At 71.3% G+C, this 13,092-nt stretch carries 13 protein-coding genes and 4 pseudogenes; 16 read left to right on the top strand and 1 reads right to left on the bottom strand.

Annotated features, from left to right (window positions below; all coding sequences use genetic code 11):
• Positions 1-289: 289 nt before the first annotated feature.
• Genes AB1285_RS23350 through AB1285_RS23360 form a run of 3 tightly spaced genes read left to right on the top strand, consistent with a single transcriptional unit; the run spans position 290 to position 2,846 of the window.
• On the top strand, positions 290-1,561 hold the full coding sequence (locus AB1285_RS23350; RefSeq protein ID WP_429977948.1) for an NAD(P)/FAD-dependent oxidoreductase: 1,272 nt from the start codon (positions 290-292) through the stop codon (positions 1,559-1,561).
• Positions 1,501-2,100 carry a hypothetical protein gene (locus AB1285_RS23355; RefSeq protein ID WP_429977949.1) on the top strand — a complete coding sequence of 200 codons (600 nt, stop codon included), beginning with the start codon at positions 1,501-1,503 and terminating at the stop codon, positions 2,098-2,100. Before AB1285_RS23350 ends, AB1285_RS23355 begins: the two co-directional genes overlap by 61 nt.
• Positions 2,097-2,846, top strand: coding sequence for a winged helix-turn-helix domain-containing protein (locus AB1285_RS23360; protein WP_259954510.1), 750 nt, complete (start codon positions 2,097-2,099; stop codon positions 2,844-2,846). Before AB1285_RS23355 ends, AB1285_RS23360 begins: the two co-directional genes overlap by 4 nt.
• A gap of 15 nt (positions 2,847-2,861) precedes the next feature.
• On the opposite strand, the gene AB1285_RS23365 is transcribed toward AB1285_RS23360, so the two are convergent.
• Positions 2,862-3,164 (bottom strand): hypothetical protein, encoded by a 303-nt coding sequence (locus AB1285_RS23365; protein ID WP_187661516.1) that lies wholly within the window; start codon positions 3,162-3,164, stop codon positions 2,862-2,864.
• Positions 3,165-3,264: 100 nt separating this feature from the next.
• On the opposite strand from AB1285_RS23365, the gene AB1285_RS23370 reads away from it, so the two are divergent.
• From AB1285_RS23370 to AB1285_RS23430, 13 genes and pseudogenes are all read left to right on the top strand, one after another.
• Positions 3,265-4,623: a replication-associated recombination protein A gene (locus AB1285_RS23370; RefSeq protein WP_259954509.1), complete on the top strand. Its 1,359-nt coding sequence runs from the start codon at positions 3,265-3,267 to the stop codon at positions 4,621-4,623.
• Between the two features lie 181 nt (positions 4,624-4,804).
• Positions 4,805-5,434 carry a 30S ribosomal protein S4 gene (rpsD, locus tag AB1285_RS23375; RefSeq protein ID WP_187661514.1) on the top strand — a complete coding sequence of 210 codons (630 nt, stop codon included), beginning with the start codon at positions 4,805-4,807 and terminating at the stop codon, positions 5,432-5,434.
• A gap of 110 nt (positions 5,435-5,544) precedes the next feature.
• The gene (locus tag AB1285_RS23380) at positions 5,545-5,733 is read left to right on the top strand and encodes a hypothetical protein (RefSeq protein ID WP_025103513.1); all 189 of its coding nucleotides are present in this window, start codon (positions 5,545-5,547) and stop codon (positions 5,731-5,733) included.
• A 55-nt stretch (positions 5,734-5,788) separates the two neighbouring features.
• A pseudogene (gene alaS, locus AB1285_RS23385) lies at positions 5,789-8,450 on the top strand (alanine--tRNA ligase).
• A pseudogene (gene ruvX / locus AB1285_RS23390) lies at positions 8,447-8,906 on the top strand (Holliday junction resolvase RuvX). Before alaS ends, ruvX begins: the two co-directional pseudogenes overlap by 4 nt.
• Before the next feature lie 607 nt (positions 8,907-9,513).
• On the top strand, positions 9,514-10,041 hold the full coding sequence (locus AB1285_RS23395; RefSeq protein WP_429977950.1) for an endolytic transglycosylase MltG: 528 nt from the start codon (positions 9,514-9,516) through the stop codon (positions 10,039-10,041).
• A pseudogene (locus AB1285_RS23400) lies at positions 10,022-10,488 on the top strand (endolytic transglycosylase MltG). The gene AB1285_RS23395 and the pseudogene AB1285_RS23400 overlap by 20 nt, the downstream one beginning before the upstream one ends.
• A gap of 5 nt (positions 10,489-10,493) precedes the next feature.
• On the top strand, positions 10,494-10,688 hold the full coding sequence (locus AB1285_RS23405) for a hypothetical protein (RefSeq protein ID WP_429977951.1): 195 nt from the start codon (positions 10,494-10,496) through the stop codon (positions 10,686-10,688).
• A 313-nt stretch (positions 10,689-11,001) separates the two neighbouring features.
• A complete protein-coding gene (locus AB1285_RS23410; RefSeq protein WP_429977952.1) occupies positions 11,002-11,316 on the top strand; it encodes a hypothetical protein in 315 nt (104 codons plus the stop codon).
• Positions 11,317-11,428: 112 nt separating this feature from the next.
• Positions 11,429-11,899: pseudogene (locus tag AB1285_RS23415) on the top strand (chorismate synthase); the annotation flags it as partial.
• 97 nt (positions 11,900-11,996) lie between these two features.
• Positions 11,997-12,605 (top strand): chorismate synthase, encoded by a 609-nt coding sequence (locus tag AB1285_RS23420; RefSeq protein WP_429977953.1) that lies wholly within the window; start codon positions 11,997-11,999, stop codon positions 12,603-12,605.
• Positions 12,606-12,635: 30 nt separating this feature from the next.
• On the top strand, positions 12,636-12,803 hold the full coding sequence (locus tag AB1285_RS23425) for a shikimate kinase (protein WP_429977954.1): 168 nt from the start codon (positions 12,636-12,638) through the stop codon (positions 12,801-12,803).
• Positions 12,804-12,823: 20 nt separating this feature from the next.
• On the top strand, positions 12,824-13,092 hold a 269-nt coding region (locus tag AB1285_RS23430; protein ID WP_429977955.1), incomplete at its 3' end, for a shikimate kinase.

Genomic DNA, 13,092 nt, shown 5'->3' on the forward strand with positions numbered 1-13,092 from the left:
TTGGCAGACACGGTGATTCTCCTTGCGCGGTCACGCCGCGGGAGGCGGAAAGGACGAGGCTCAGCCTAGTACGCCCTCTTCGATCCGCGAGACCCCGTCTTCCCGCCGAGACCCCGTGCTTCGTGCGCGAACGAGGCGGGGTCTCGACGGCGACCCGGGGTCTCGACAAAGTGGGACGTTACCGTTTCGTGAGCAGAACGTTCGACGCAGGAAACACTCCGCGTCATCTCCGGGTAACACGGCGCTCCTATCGTCGCGACCACGACAGTCCCCAGGTCGACAGGAGTTCATGGACGACAACGCAGCGCGCACAGCGGAGATCGTCGTCGTGGGGGCGGGAGTTGCGGCGCACCGCTTCGTCGCGCGGATGCTGGAGGATCCGGAGCGGGACGTGCGGATCACGGTGTTCGGAGACGAGGGGCGGCTGCCTTATGACCGCTCCGGGCTGGCGCGGGTGGTCGCGGGCGACGCGGCATCGGGCATCGATCTCGACCGGGCGCCGTTCCGCGACGATCGGGTGCGGTTGATCGACGACGACCGGGTGCTGCGTATCGACAGGGCGGGACGCCGCGTGCGGACCCGTTCGCGCCGCTGGTACGACTACGACGCGCTCGTCCTGGCGACCGGGACCCACGCCCGCCCGCTCGAGGTGCCAGGCATCCGCGCTCGTGGGGCCTTCACCTTCCGCGCGATGGAAGACGCACAGACCCTGCGCGCGTTCCTGGCCATCCGCAGGACGGAGCTGCCACGTGCCCTCCGAGCGGTGGTGGTCGGCGGAGACGAGTCCGGGGTCGACGTTGCGCTCGCTCTAGACGAGGCCGGAGTGCAGACGACCCTCGTCGCCACCGCGGATCGGCTGCTTCCCTCCGTGCTGTCGGCGCCGGCTGCGGCGGCGCTGCGGCGGGTCATGGAGGCACGCGGGATCACCGTGCGGACCCGGACGCGGCTGACGCGCGTCGATCCCGACGAGGCCGGTGCCGTCACCGCGGTCGAGTTCCAGGACGGGACCTTCGCCCGGGCGGACCTCGTCGTGACGACCGGTGCACGGGCCAGAGACGAACTCGCGCGCAACGCCGGTCTCCCGGTGCGCCAGGGCGGAGGCGTGATCGTGGATGCCGCCGGACAGACAGAGGATGAGCGGATCCTCGCCATCGGGGACGTCGCGGTGGGAGTCGGTCAGCTCGAGCGGGGCGTCGAAGCCGCATGCTCCTCCGCGGACCGTGCGGTCGCCGCCCTGTGCGGTGCTCCGCTCACGGACCGAGGACCGCGGCGCTGGTACGGACGGCCCGGTGGCATCGACCTCGCCGTCCTGCGGATCGACGACGTCGTGGGTCGGCCTTCGCCGTCCCGCTGTCCGCCCTCGACGGACGCCGTTTCGGAGAGATCCTGCTCTCCGCAGATGCGCGTCAGGTGTACGGCGCGACGACGATCGGCGAACAGGGTGAGGCATGGCTGGCGCGGTTCTCGCGCGATGACACCGATCGGCGCGCGGAGGTTCGCGTGCTTCTGGCTTCGGCAGCGTCCGACGACCGCGCGGACGAATGCGGCCACGGTCTCCTGACGCTCCCGCTGGACGCGCTGAGTGTCGAGCTGGATCGCCGGGGGATCCGGACGTTCGCCGATGCCCTGGCCGCAGCGGGGGAGAGCCGTGACTGCGGACCCTGCCTCCGCCGTCTGGCGGTTGCGCTGCTGCAGCGTGACCCCGCCCCTGCCGACACCCCCGACCGCCGACCGGGCGTCCGCCTCCGTGGTTCGGCCGCCGCTTCCGTCGTCGACGTCGAGGTCGAGGTCGGGAGGGAGATCGACGCTGCGCTCCTCCTCGTGATCGGCCGCCTGGCCCAGCGTCACGACGCCACGATCGGTCTCGGCGAGGGGACGATCACCGTCGGGGGGATCCGGGGCGGCGACCTCCCGCGAGTGCTGGCGGGCCTCCGGGCCGCAGGCGCGGTGATCCGGACCTCGGAGCCGGAAGCCGGCGGGCGCCACCCGATGACGCCGCTGGTCGGACCCGCGGACGGGGGAACCCGCCGGCGTCGAGACCTGGACCGCAGCGGCACAGGGACGGCGGCGGGAGTGCGGTCCGCAGAGGGGGCGAGATGAGCGCGCCGACCCGCGTGGCCCCGGCACTCGTGGGTTCCCGCATCGCGGTCGCCGAGGTGGCACGGCCGGTGCGGCCCGAGCCCGTCGACGCCGACGCGCTCCTGCACGCCCTCACCGGCAGCGGGTCGGAGGTCGTGCGGATCGTGTCACTGCGGGACGATCAGGCGATCCCCGCCGGCACGAAGCGAACGGCGCACCGCATCGCGACCGGCCAGGTCGACGCTGTGCTGTTCCCCGCCGCCGAAGGCGTGCCAGGCCTCCTGGCGATCTTCGAGCGCCTCGGCATGCTCGATGTGGTGCGTGCTCGCGCGCGGGCTTCGCGGTTGCTCCTGGCGACCGCCGACCCCACAGCGACGGCTCAGCTGGCGGAGCTCGGACTGGCCGCGTCCACAGCGTGCGGGCCGACGGCGGAAGACCTCGCCCGCACGGTCATCGATCACTTCGCCCGCGCGGGGCGCGAACGGCGGACGGACGTCGGCGACGTGGCGGTACGCAGCGGGGGCATTCTCATCGACGGCGTGTTCGTCCCGCTCTCCCGCGGAGCCGTGAGCGTCATGGAAGCGCTGTTCGTGGCCGACGGGCGGGTGCTCAGCCGGACGGAGATCGGGCAGGTGCTCCCGGGCGGGCGGCGGAGTCCTCGAGCCGTCGAGGTCGCTGTGGCGCGGCTCCGCGAGGCCCTCGGCGACGTCGACCTCGTGCAGACCGTGGTCAAGCGCGGCTATCGACTCGCGGTGCTCGACGACTGATCGTGCCGGATCGGTTCACTCCGAGGGAGTGGCGGGCGCGGTCGGAGCCTCCGTCGGGGTATCGGTCGGCGCCGGGGACGGTTCGATCGAGGAGGTGGGCGAGGGCGACGGCGTCGGTTCCGGAGCGGTCACCTGCGCATGCACGACCTGGCTGACGATCGCGCCCACGACGATGAGGGCGCCGACGGTGATCGCGATGGCGTTGTCCCGGGTCCGTCGGCGGATCTGGTCCTGGTGCCAGCGGGTGCGAGCGGTGTGCAGCCGAGCGCGCTCCGCCTCGGTGCGTGTCTGCGCCTTCTTGGAACCGCGTGCAGCCATGCCCTGCTTCTCCCGTCCGACGCCGGTCCACGACGTCGCCTGAGAGCCTACCGGGGCGCCGGCCTCGCCTCGTGTCCCCGGCCGCCGTTAGCCTGGAGGAATGTCCTCTCCCTCCGCCCTGCTCTCCGGGCAGACACCGCTCGCCGTGCGCATGCGTCCGGTGTCGCTGGACGAGGTCGCGGGACAGCGCCACCTGCTGCGGGCCGGGTCGCCCATCGTCGCCCTCGCCGATCCGGAGGCCAGCTCGCCCGGTGCGGTGTCTATCATCCTCTGGGGCCCGCCCGGCACCGGGAAGACCACGCTCGCCCAGGCCATCGCCCGGTCCTCCGGCCGCCGGTTCGTCGAGCTCTCGGCCATCACCGCCGGCGTGAAGGACGTGCGGGAGGTCATGCAGGAGGCGATCACGCAGCGCGACCTCTACGGGCAGACGACGATCCTCTTCCTCGACGAGATCCACCGCTTCACCAAGGCCCAGCAGGACGCCCTGCTGCCCGGCGTGGAGAACGGCTGGGTCATCCTCATCGCCGCCACCACGGAGAACCCCTCGTTCTCGGTGATCTCGCCTCTGCTGTCCCGGTCGCTGCTGCTCACCCTGCAGCCGCTCACCGATGACGACATCGGCGTGCTCGTGGATCGGGCGGTGTCGGACGCCCGCGGACTCGGAGGCGCGGTCGCGCTCACCGACGAGGCGCGGTCGGCCCTCATCCGCCTCGCGTCGGGGGACGCCCGTCGCGCCCTCACGGGGCTGGAGGCCGCCGCCGCGGTGGCGCTCTCGCACGCGGCGACGGCCGACGACGACAGCGAGGACCAGGAGTCGACCGTCCCCGAGGTCACCGCCGACGATGTGGCGCAGGCCGTCGACAAGGCTCTGCTCCGCTACGACCGGCAGGGCGACGAGCACTATGACGTCATCAGCGCCTTCATCAAGTCGATCCGAGGCTCCGACCCGGACGCCGCGCTGCACTACCTCGCCCGCATGATCGAGGCGGGGGAGGACCCGCGGTTCATCGCCCGGCGGCTCGTCATCTCCGCGTCCGAGGACGTCGGGCTCGCCGACCCCCAGGCGCTCGGCATCGCCGTGGCCGCCGCCGACGCCGTGGCCTTCATCGGGATGCCGGAGGGACGCATCCCGCTCGCGGAGGCCACCGTGTACCTGGCCACGACCGCGAAGTCGAACGCGGCGTATGTCGGCATCGACGCGGCCATCGCCGACATCCGGGCCGGAGGGTTCGGGCGCGTGCCGCTGCACCTCCGCGACGCCCACTACCCGGGCGCCAAGCGCCTGGGCCACGGCCGCGGCTATCGCTACGCGCACGACAGCGAGTTCGGGATCGTGCCGCAGCAGTACCTGCCGGACGAGCTCGACGGACGCCACTACTACGAGCCGAAGAACCTGGGCGCGGAGCGCGACATCAGTGCACGGCTGGAGCGCATCCGCCGGATCCTCGGCGACCGGTGATCCGCGGGCCTCGGGTGTCTGCCGTCGTCTGTTAGACTTGAGCGGCTCGAAACCGTGTTTTCGGGCATCTCCTCGTTCACACCCCACCTCGACGGCACCCCGGCGTGCGCCCCGAGGAAGAACGCGGTGATACGTCCGTCGGACGTGAAATCCACGTCCACGTCATCGGAAGGATAACTTCGTGGTCACGAAGTCCCAGGACCGCCGCAAGGTGCGTCTCAGCCGCGCCCTCGGCGTGGCACTCACCCCCAAGGCCGCCCGCTACCTCGAGAAGCGTCCCTACGCTCCGGGCGAGCACGGCCGCACCAAGCGCAAGGCCGACAGCGACTACGCCGTCCGTCTGCGTGAGAAGCAGCGTCTGCGCGAGCAGTACGGCATCCGCGAGAAGCAGCTGCGTATCGCGTTCAACGAGGCCCGTCGCCAGGACGGTCTGACCGGTGAGAACCTCGTCGAGCTCCTCGAGATGCGTCTCGACGCGCTCGTGGTCCGTTCGGGCTTCGCCCGCACCACGGCGCAGGCTCGCCAGCTCGTCGTGCACCGTCACATCCTCGTCGACGGCCAGCTCGTCGACCGCCCGTCGTTCCGCGTGAAGCCGGGTCAGCTCATCCACGTCAAGCCCAAGAGCGAGGGCCTCGAGCCCTTCCAGGTGGCAGCCGCCGGCGGTCACGCCGAGGTCCTGCCCGCCGTTCCGGGTTACCTCGAGGTCGAGCTCGACAAGCTCCAGGCCCGCCTGGTCCGTCGTCCGAAGCGCGCCGAGGTCCCCGTGACCTGTGAAGTGCAGCTCGTCGTCGAGTACTACGCGGCTCGCTGATCCAGCGGAAGAGCATCAGGCAGGAGGCGTCGGGGTTCCCGACGCCTCCTGTCGTTTCCGCCTACGATGGAGAGACCGCGCCTTCGCGGCTCTAGGGCAAGGATGACGACATGAAGAATGTGCTGTGGTTCCTGATCGGCGTGATCGGCGGCTTCGTCGCGGCTCACTTCATGAACAAGGACCCGCGGGGCCACGACATCCTGGCCGACGTCGACGCCCGCCTCAACGGCCTCGCCGCGATCCTCAGCGACGCGTATCGCGCGCAGGAGGCTCGGTTGACCGAGCCGGGCGAGAACTGACCCCCCGCATCTGCGCCTCGGCGCGCCCCCTCACGCAAGGACATCCGGCACTCCTATGAAAACTGCGGAAATCGCGCAGCGCTACCTCTCCTACTTCGAGAAGAACGACCACCTCATCGTCCCCTCGGCATCCCTGGTCAGCGACGACCCCTCGCTGCTGTTCACGGTCGCCGGCATGGTCCCGATGATCCCGTACCTCACGGGCGTGGTCCCGGCGCCGCACCCGCGCATCGCCGACCTGCAGAAGTGCATCCGCACCAACGACATCGAGGAGGTCGGGCGCACCGCGCGTCACGGCACGTTCTTCCAGATGCTCGGCAACTGGTCGTTCGGCGACTACTTCAAGGAAGGCGCGATCCGCTACGCCTGGGAGCTGCTCACGAGCTCGGAGGCGGACGGCGGCCTCGGCTTCGACGAGAAGGATCTCTGGGTCACCGTCTACGAGACCGACGACGAGGCCGAGGCGATCTGGCGCGACATCATCGGGCTCAAGCCGGAGCGCATCCAGCGCCTCGGCCGCGCGGACAACTACTGGAATACCGGCCAGCCCGGTCCCGGCGGCCCTGACTCCGAGATCTTCTTCGACCGCGGCCCGGCCTACGGCAAGGACGGCGGCCCCGCTGTCGACGACTCGCGGTTCCTGGAGATCTGGAACCTCGTGTTCATGCAGGACTTCATCGAGAACATCCGCGGCAAGACCGAGTTCGACATCGTCGGCGAACTGCCGATGAAGAACATCGACACCGGCATGGGACTGGAGCGCGTCGCGTTCCTCAAGCAGGGCGTCGAGAACATGTACGAGACCGACCAGGTGCGTCCGGTGCTCGACCGCGCCGTCGAGCTCTCCGGCCGCCGCTATGGTGCGGTCCACGAGGATGACGTCCGCTTCCGGGTGATCGCGGATCACGTGCGCTCCTCGCTCATGCTCCTCTCCGATGGCGTGCGTCCGTCGAACGAGGGCCGCGGCTACATCCTGCGGCGCCTCATGCGCCGGACCGTGCGCGCCATGCGGCTCCTCGGTGTCGACGAGCCCGCGTTCCCCGAGCTGTTCGCCGCCTCCCGCGACGCGATGAAGTCGGCGTACCCGGAGCTGGAGCGGGACTGGTCCGTGCTCTCCTCGGCGGCCTTCGCCGAAGAGGAGACCTTCCGGCGCACCCTGGCGCAGGGATCGACCATCCTCGACCTCGCGCTCGACGAGACGAAGAAGGGCGGCGGGAATACCCTCAGCGGTTCCGAGGCGTTCCTGCTGCACGACACCTACGGCTTCCCGATCGACCTCACCCTGGAGGTCGCCGAAGAGGCCGGGCTGGACGTGGACCGCGCCGCGTTCGACTCCCTCATGCAGGAGCAGCGTCAGCGCGCGAAGGACGACGCCCGCAACCGCAAGCGCCAGCTCGCGGATGTCTCGGTGTACCGCGACCTGCGCGCGCTGGGCGAGACGGGCTTCGACGGCTACACGGCCCTCGAGGTGGAGTCCCGCGTGCTCGGCCTGCTCGTCGACGGCGCGCCGGTGCGCAGCGCCGCCGAGGGCCAGATCGCCGAGGTCGTGCTCGCCGAGACGACGCTGTACGCCGAGTCCGGCGGTCAGGTCGCCGACAAGGGCACCATCGTGGGCCCGGGCTACGAGCTCGAGGTGCTCGACGTCCAGCGTCCGGTCCCCGGGCTGATCAGCCACACGGTCGAAGTCTCCCGCGGCACGGTCGCGGTCGACGACATCGCGACGACGATCGTCGACGCCGCCAACCGCCGCGCCGCCCGCCAGGCGCATTCCGCCACCCACCTCGTGCACGCCGCCCTCCGCGACACGCTCGGTCCGACGGCCACGCAGTCGGGCTCGCTCAACCGCGCCGGCTACATGCGATTCGACTTCGCCTGGTCGCAGGCGCTGTCGACGGACACCCGCACGGAGATCGAGGAGATCACGAACCGCGCCGTGCAGGACGCCCTCGAGGTGACCACCCGCATCGTGACGCTCGACGAGGCCAAGGAAGCGGGCGCAATGGCGCTCTTCGGCGAGAAGTACGGCGACGTCGTGCGGATGGTCGACATCGGCGGCCCGTGGTCGCGCGAGCTCTGCGCCGGCACGCACGTGTCGACCAGTGCGGAGATCGGCCTGGTCAGCGTGGTGGGGGAGTCGTCGGTCGGCGCCTCCAACCGCCGGATCGAGGCTCTCGTCGGCGCGGATGCGTTCCGTGAGCTCGCGGCGGAGCGCGCTCTCGTCTCGCAGCTCACCGCCTCCCTGAAGACCCCGCGCGAGCAGCTCCCCGAGCGGATCGCCGATCTCGCCGCGAGCCTCAAGGCCGCGGAGAAGCGCATCGCGCAGTTCGAGGCGAAGGAGCGGGCGGGGCGCATCCCCGCCATCGCCGAGGCCGCGACGCGCGTCGGGGACTTCCGCGTGGCGGCGCAGACGCTGGGCGATGTGGCCTCCGCGGACGATGTCCGCGAGCTCGTCAACGGCTGTGCGCGACCGGCTGGGCTCCGACCCCGTGGTCGTCGCGCTCGGGGCGGTCGTCAACGGTCGCCCTGTCATCGTCGTCGCCACGAACGAGGCCGCGCGCAATGCCGGGGCGAAGGCGGGTGCGCTCGCGAAGCGCGCCGCCGGTGTGCTCGGCGGAGGCGGCGGTGGCCGGGACGACGTCGCCCAGGGCGGCGGTACCGACGCAGCGGCGCTGCCCGCCGCGCTCGAGGCCGTCTCCCAGGAGCTGCGGGGCGCGTGAGCGGTTATCGCCGCGGGGTCCGGCTCGGCATCGACGTCGGCCGGGCCCGCGTGGGCGTGGCCCGGTCCGATCCGGACGGCATGCTGGCCGTCCCCGTCGAGACCGTGCCGCGCGACGAGCACTCGCTGACGCGCATCGCGGAGCTGGCTGCGGAGTACGAGCCGCTGGAGATCGTGGTCGGACTTCCGGTGAACATGCAGGGCGCGGACACGCCGTCGACGGTCGATGCGCGGGAGTTCGCGGCCGCACTCCAGGGGCGCAGTGGCGTGCCGGTCCGCCTCGTGGACGAGCGTGCTGAGCACCGTCTCCGCGCATGCCGCGTTGCGGAGTTCTGGGCGATCACAGAAGAACTCTCGTAGCATTGTGGATCAGGTCGCCGCCGTGGTGCTGCTGCAGCAGGCGATCGACACGGAGAAGAGCACCGGAAACCCGGCCGGTGCCCCGGTCCCCCGTTGACGAGGAGCCCGCCTGAACATGTCCGAACGCGAGAGCCGTGCGCCCGAGCACGAGCAGAGCACCCGGTTGGGGGATCTGTTCGAGAACCTCCCCGCTCCGTCCCCGCAGGTCCCGACCGCCGCGGATGACACGCCGGCACCCGGATCCCGCCGCGCGGCGAGGGAGGCCGCGGCCCGCGAGCAGGAGGCTCGGCCGCCCGGGACGCGACGGCTGCGCCCGATGCCGACGTGCCGGCCCGCCCGGTCTCGGCGTCGGCGGCGAGCATCGCGAATGCGGCCGTGACCGACCACCGGCCGCAGGCGAATGCCGCAGACGCCGAACCGGTCGTGACCCGCGCGATGCCCGTCGCCGCGACGAGCGCGGACGAGGCCCCCGCCCCGGGCCCGCGCCGGTCCGACCGGCACCGAAGACCCCGCACCGGCGCTGGGCGGAGGACTCGACGAGATCTTCGCCGCTCAGGACGACGGCCGCGATCACGGCGCTCCGACAAGAAGAAGCGCCGCAAGGGCTGCCTCATCGCCCTGATCATCGTCCTGGTGATCCTCGGCGGCATCGCCGCCGGCGGCGTCTGGGTCGCGAACACCTTCGCGACCGCATCGCCGACGCCATGGGGTGGGGCGAGCCGAAGGACTGGGAGCCCGGCCAGGCGACCGGTGAGGTACTCGTCACGATCAAGGAGGGCGATACCGGCGGCCCCGTGTCGACCGCGCTCTACGAGGCGGGCGTCACCAAGACCGAGGACGTCTTCTACGACTACCTCATCGACGAGAACATCGCGGTGACCTTCTATCCCGGCGTCTACCGTCTCCAGGAGAAGATGACCGCCGAGGACGCCCTCGCCGCTCTCCGCAACGAGGAGAACAAGTTGGAGAACTCGGCATCCGTCCCCGAGGGCGCCACCATCGAGTACTTCCTCCCGCAGGTGGCCGAGACGATGGGCATGCCACTCGAGGAGCTCCAAGCGGCTGTGAAGGACCCGTCGGTCTACGGAGTCGAAGCGGACAGCCTGGAGGGATGGCTCTTCCCGGCTGTCTACACGTTCGATCCGGAGACCACGGCAACGCAGGTCATCCAGCGGATGGTCGACCGGACACGCGAGTCGCTGGCAAAGGCCGGTGGTTCCGTCCGGCGATGAGCAGCGCATCCTCACCATTGCCTCGATCATCCAGCGCGAAGGTCGCACCGACGACTTCCCCAAGGTCTCTCGCGTGATCGAGAACCGTCTCGCTCCTGGAAACAGCGAGACGAACGGGCTTCTGCAGATGGACTCGACGGCGCAGTACGGTGTCGGAGAGCTGCACGCCGGTGCCGCGGGTTCGTCTGAGAAGGCGCTCACGGACCCGAATCCGTGGAACACGTACATCCACCCGGGGCTGCGAAGGGGCCGATCGCGACCGCGACCGATGCGGCGATCGACGCGGCGATGCACCCTGCCGACGGTCCTTGGTTCTACTTCGTCACGGTCAACCTCGATACGGGGGAGACGGTGTTCTCGGCGACGTACGCCGAGCAGCAGGAAGCCGAGAAGAAGCTGCACGCATGGTGCAAGGAGAACCCGGATTCCGGGTGCTACGCGGAGTGACGCGTGTGGCTGACGCGGTGAACCGGAGACGACTGGCGGTCTGGGGCGACCCGATCGGGCACTCTCGGTCGCCGGAGCTGCACGCGGCGGCCTACGCGGTGCTCGGGCTGGACTGGGAGTACGGCCGCCGCCAGGTCGGCGCGGAGGGCTTCACGGACGCGGTCGGGGCCCTCGACGACTCCTGGCGCGGCTGTCCCTGACGATGCCGCTCAAGGAGGAGGCGTACCGATACGCCGCCACCGAGACGCCCACGCGGAGCTGACCGGCGCGGTCAACACGCTCCTGCTCTCGGAGGCCCCGGCGGGATTCAACACCGACGTCGGCGGGATCGTCGATGCCCTCGGTGATGCCGGGATCCGCGAGATCGGAACGGCACGGATCCTGGGCGCCGGAGCGACGGCAGCCCTCGGCCCTCGTCGCCCTCGCCGACCTCGGGGCGACGCGGGTCGAGGTCGCCGCCCGTCGGCCGGAACGCGCCGGGGGCTCGTCCGGATCGGGGAGCGACGCGGCGTCGTGGTCACCCCACGATCGCTCGACGAGGCGGACGGCGCCGTCGACCTCACGGTGGCGACGCTGCCCTCCGGTACAACGTTGCCGCCGGAGAGTGCCGCCCGCCTGGCCGAGACCGGCGGCACGCTGTTCGACGCCGCCTACGCGCCCTGGCCGTCCACCCTGGCGGCGGCATGGGGCGCAGCGCCGGCGGTCTCCGGGCTCGGAATGCTACTGCATCAGGCGGTCCGGCAGATCCGGATCTTCCTGCACGGCGACCCGGTTTCGCCGCTGCCGGACGAGGACGCGGTCCTCGCCGCGATGCGCGCCACCCTCTGAGCGCCGCCCGACGAAACGCGGCACGGCGCGGAGGGAAACGCATGGGAGACTAGAGCACATGCTCCGCGTGCTCACGGCCGGCGAATCGCACGGCCCAGAACTCATCGCCGTCATGGAGGGTCTGCCCTCCGGCGTCCCGGTGTCGTCCGAGGCCATCCAGGCCGACCTCGCCCGCCGCAAGCTCGGCTATGGACGCGGCTCCCGGATGAAGTTCGAACAGGACGAGCTCACCATCTCCGGCGGTGTCCGGCACGGGAAGACGCTGGGCAGCCCCATCGCCCTGCGCATCGGCAACACCGAGTGGCGAAGTGGATCGAGGTCATGAACCCGGAGCCCCGTGGAGCTCACCGACCGCTCGCGCGGTCGTGGCGCGCCGCTGACCCGGCCGCGTCCGGGCCACGCTGATCTCGTGGGCATGCAGAAGTACGACTTCGACGAGGCCCGTCCGATCCTCGAGCGTGCGAGCGCCCGGGAGACCGCCGCCCGCGTGGCGCTCGGCGCCGTCGCCCGCTCCTTCCTCGGCGAGCTCGGCATCCGGCTCGTCAGCCACACGATCTCCATCGGCCCGGTGCGTGTGCCGGATGGCGCGGCGCTGCCGACCCCGGACGACGTCGACACGCTGGACGCCGACCCGCTGCGGTGCTTCGACCCCGCGACGTCGGCACTCATGGTCCGCGGAGGTGGACGACGCCAAGAAGGACGGCGACACGCTCGGCGGCATCGTCGAGGTCCTCGCGTACGGCCTGCCGCCGGGGCTCGGCTCCCACGTGCACTGGGATCGTCGTCTGGACGCCCGGCTGGCCCAGGCACTCATGAGCATCCAGGCGATCAAAGGGCGTGGAGGTCGGCGACGGCTTCGAGACCACGCGCGCCGCGGCTCCGCCGCCCACGACGAGCTCTTCGCCACCGCCGACGGTATCGCCCGCGGCACGGACCGCGCCGGCGGCACCGAGGGCGGCATGTCCACCGGGACGGTGCTGCGGGTGCGGGCCGGCATGAAGCCGATCGCGACCGTGCCGCACGCGCTGCGCACGATCGACATCGCGACCGGCGACCAGGCGACCGCGCACCAGCCCGTTCCGACGTCTGCGCCGTGCCCGCGGCGGGCGTCGTCGCGGAGGCCATGGTCGCCATCGAGCTGGCCCGCGCCGTGTTGGGAGAAGTTCGGCGGCGACAGCATCCGTGAGACGCGCCGCAACCTGGAGGGATACCTCGACGGCATCCCCGCGGAGCTGCGCACGGCCCCCGCGTCCGAGGCGGCGCTCATCGCGCATGACGAACGAGGCTGAGAGCCGCTGACGCTGGTCCTCGTGGGACCGATGGCGGCAGGCAAGACCAGTGTCGGGCGACGGGTCGCGCGGCGTCTGGGGGTCGCCTTCATCGACACCGACAAGCGCATCGTCGCCGCGCACGGCCCGATCCCGGAGATCTTCGCCACGCACGGCGAGGGCGCACTTCCGGGAGCTCGAGCGCGCGGCGGTCCGTGAGGCTCTCGCCGAGGGGCGGCGTGATCTCCCTCGGCGGCGGCGCGGTCACGGACCCGGAGACGCGCGCGCTGCTGCGTGCGCACCCCGTGGTCTTCCTCTCCGTGAGCGAGGCAGCGGTGGCCGACCGACTGCGCGGCGGGACGCGCCGCTGCTGGCGGCGAGGACCGGTCGAGAAGTGGAAGCGCATCTTCGCGGAACGGCGAGGATGGTATGACGAGGTGGCGTCGACCACGTTCGACACCTCACGGCGTCCGATGCAGCGCATCGCGGACGAGATCGTGGCATGGAG

The sequence above is a fragment of the Microbacterium sp. NRRL B-14842 genome (genome assembly GCF_050470785.1).

Excerpts from the sequence above, each read along its gene's own strand:
- AB1285_RS23350 (WP_429977948.1), top strand. The coding sequence starts at position 290 with ATGGACGACAACGCAGCGCGCACAGCGGAGATCGTCGTCGTGGGGGCG.
- AB1285_RS23360 (WP_259954510.1), top strand. The coding sequence starts at position 2,097 with ATGAGCGCGCCGACCCGCGTGGCCCCGGCACTCGTGGGTTCCCGCATC.
- AB1285_RS23365 (WP_187661516.1), bottom strand. The coding sequence starts at position 3,164 with ATGGCTGCACGCGGTTCCAAGAAGGCGCAGACACGCACCGAGGCGGAG.
- AB1285_RS23370 (WP_259954509.1), top strand. The coding sequence starts at position 3,265 with ATGTCCTCTCCCTCCGCCCTGCTCTCCGGGCAGACACCGCTCGCCGTG.
- AB1285_RS23380 (WP_025103513.1), top strand. The coding sequence starts at position 5,545 with ATGAAGAATGTGCTGTGGTTCCTGATCGGCGTGATCGGCGGCTTCGTC.
- AB1285_RS23395 (WP_429977950.1), top strand. The coding sequence starts at position 9,514 with ATGGGGTGGGGCGAGCCGAAGGACTGGGAGCCCGGCCAGGCGACCGGT.
- AB1285_RS23425 (WP_429977954.1), top strand. The coding sequence starts at position 12,636 with ATGGCGGCAGGCAAGACCAGTGTCGGGCGACGGGTCGCGCGGCGTCTG.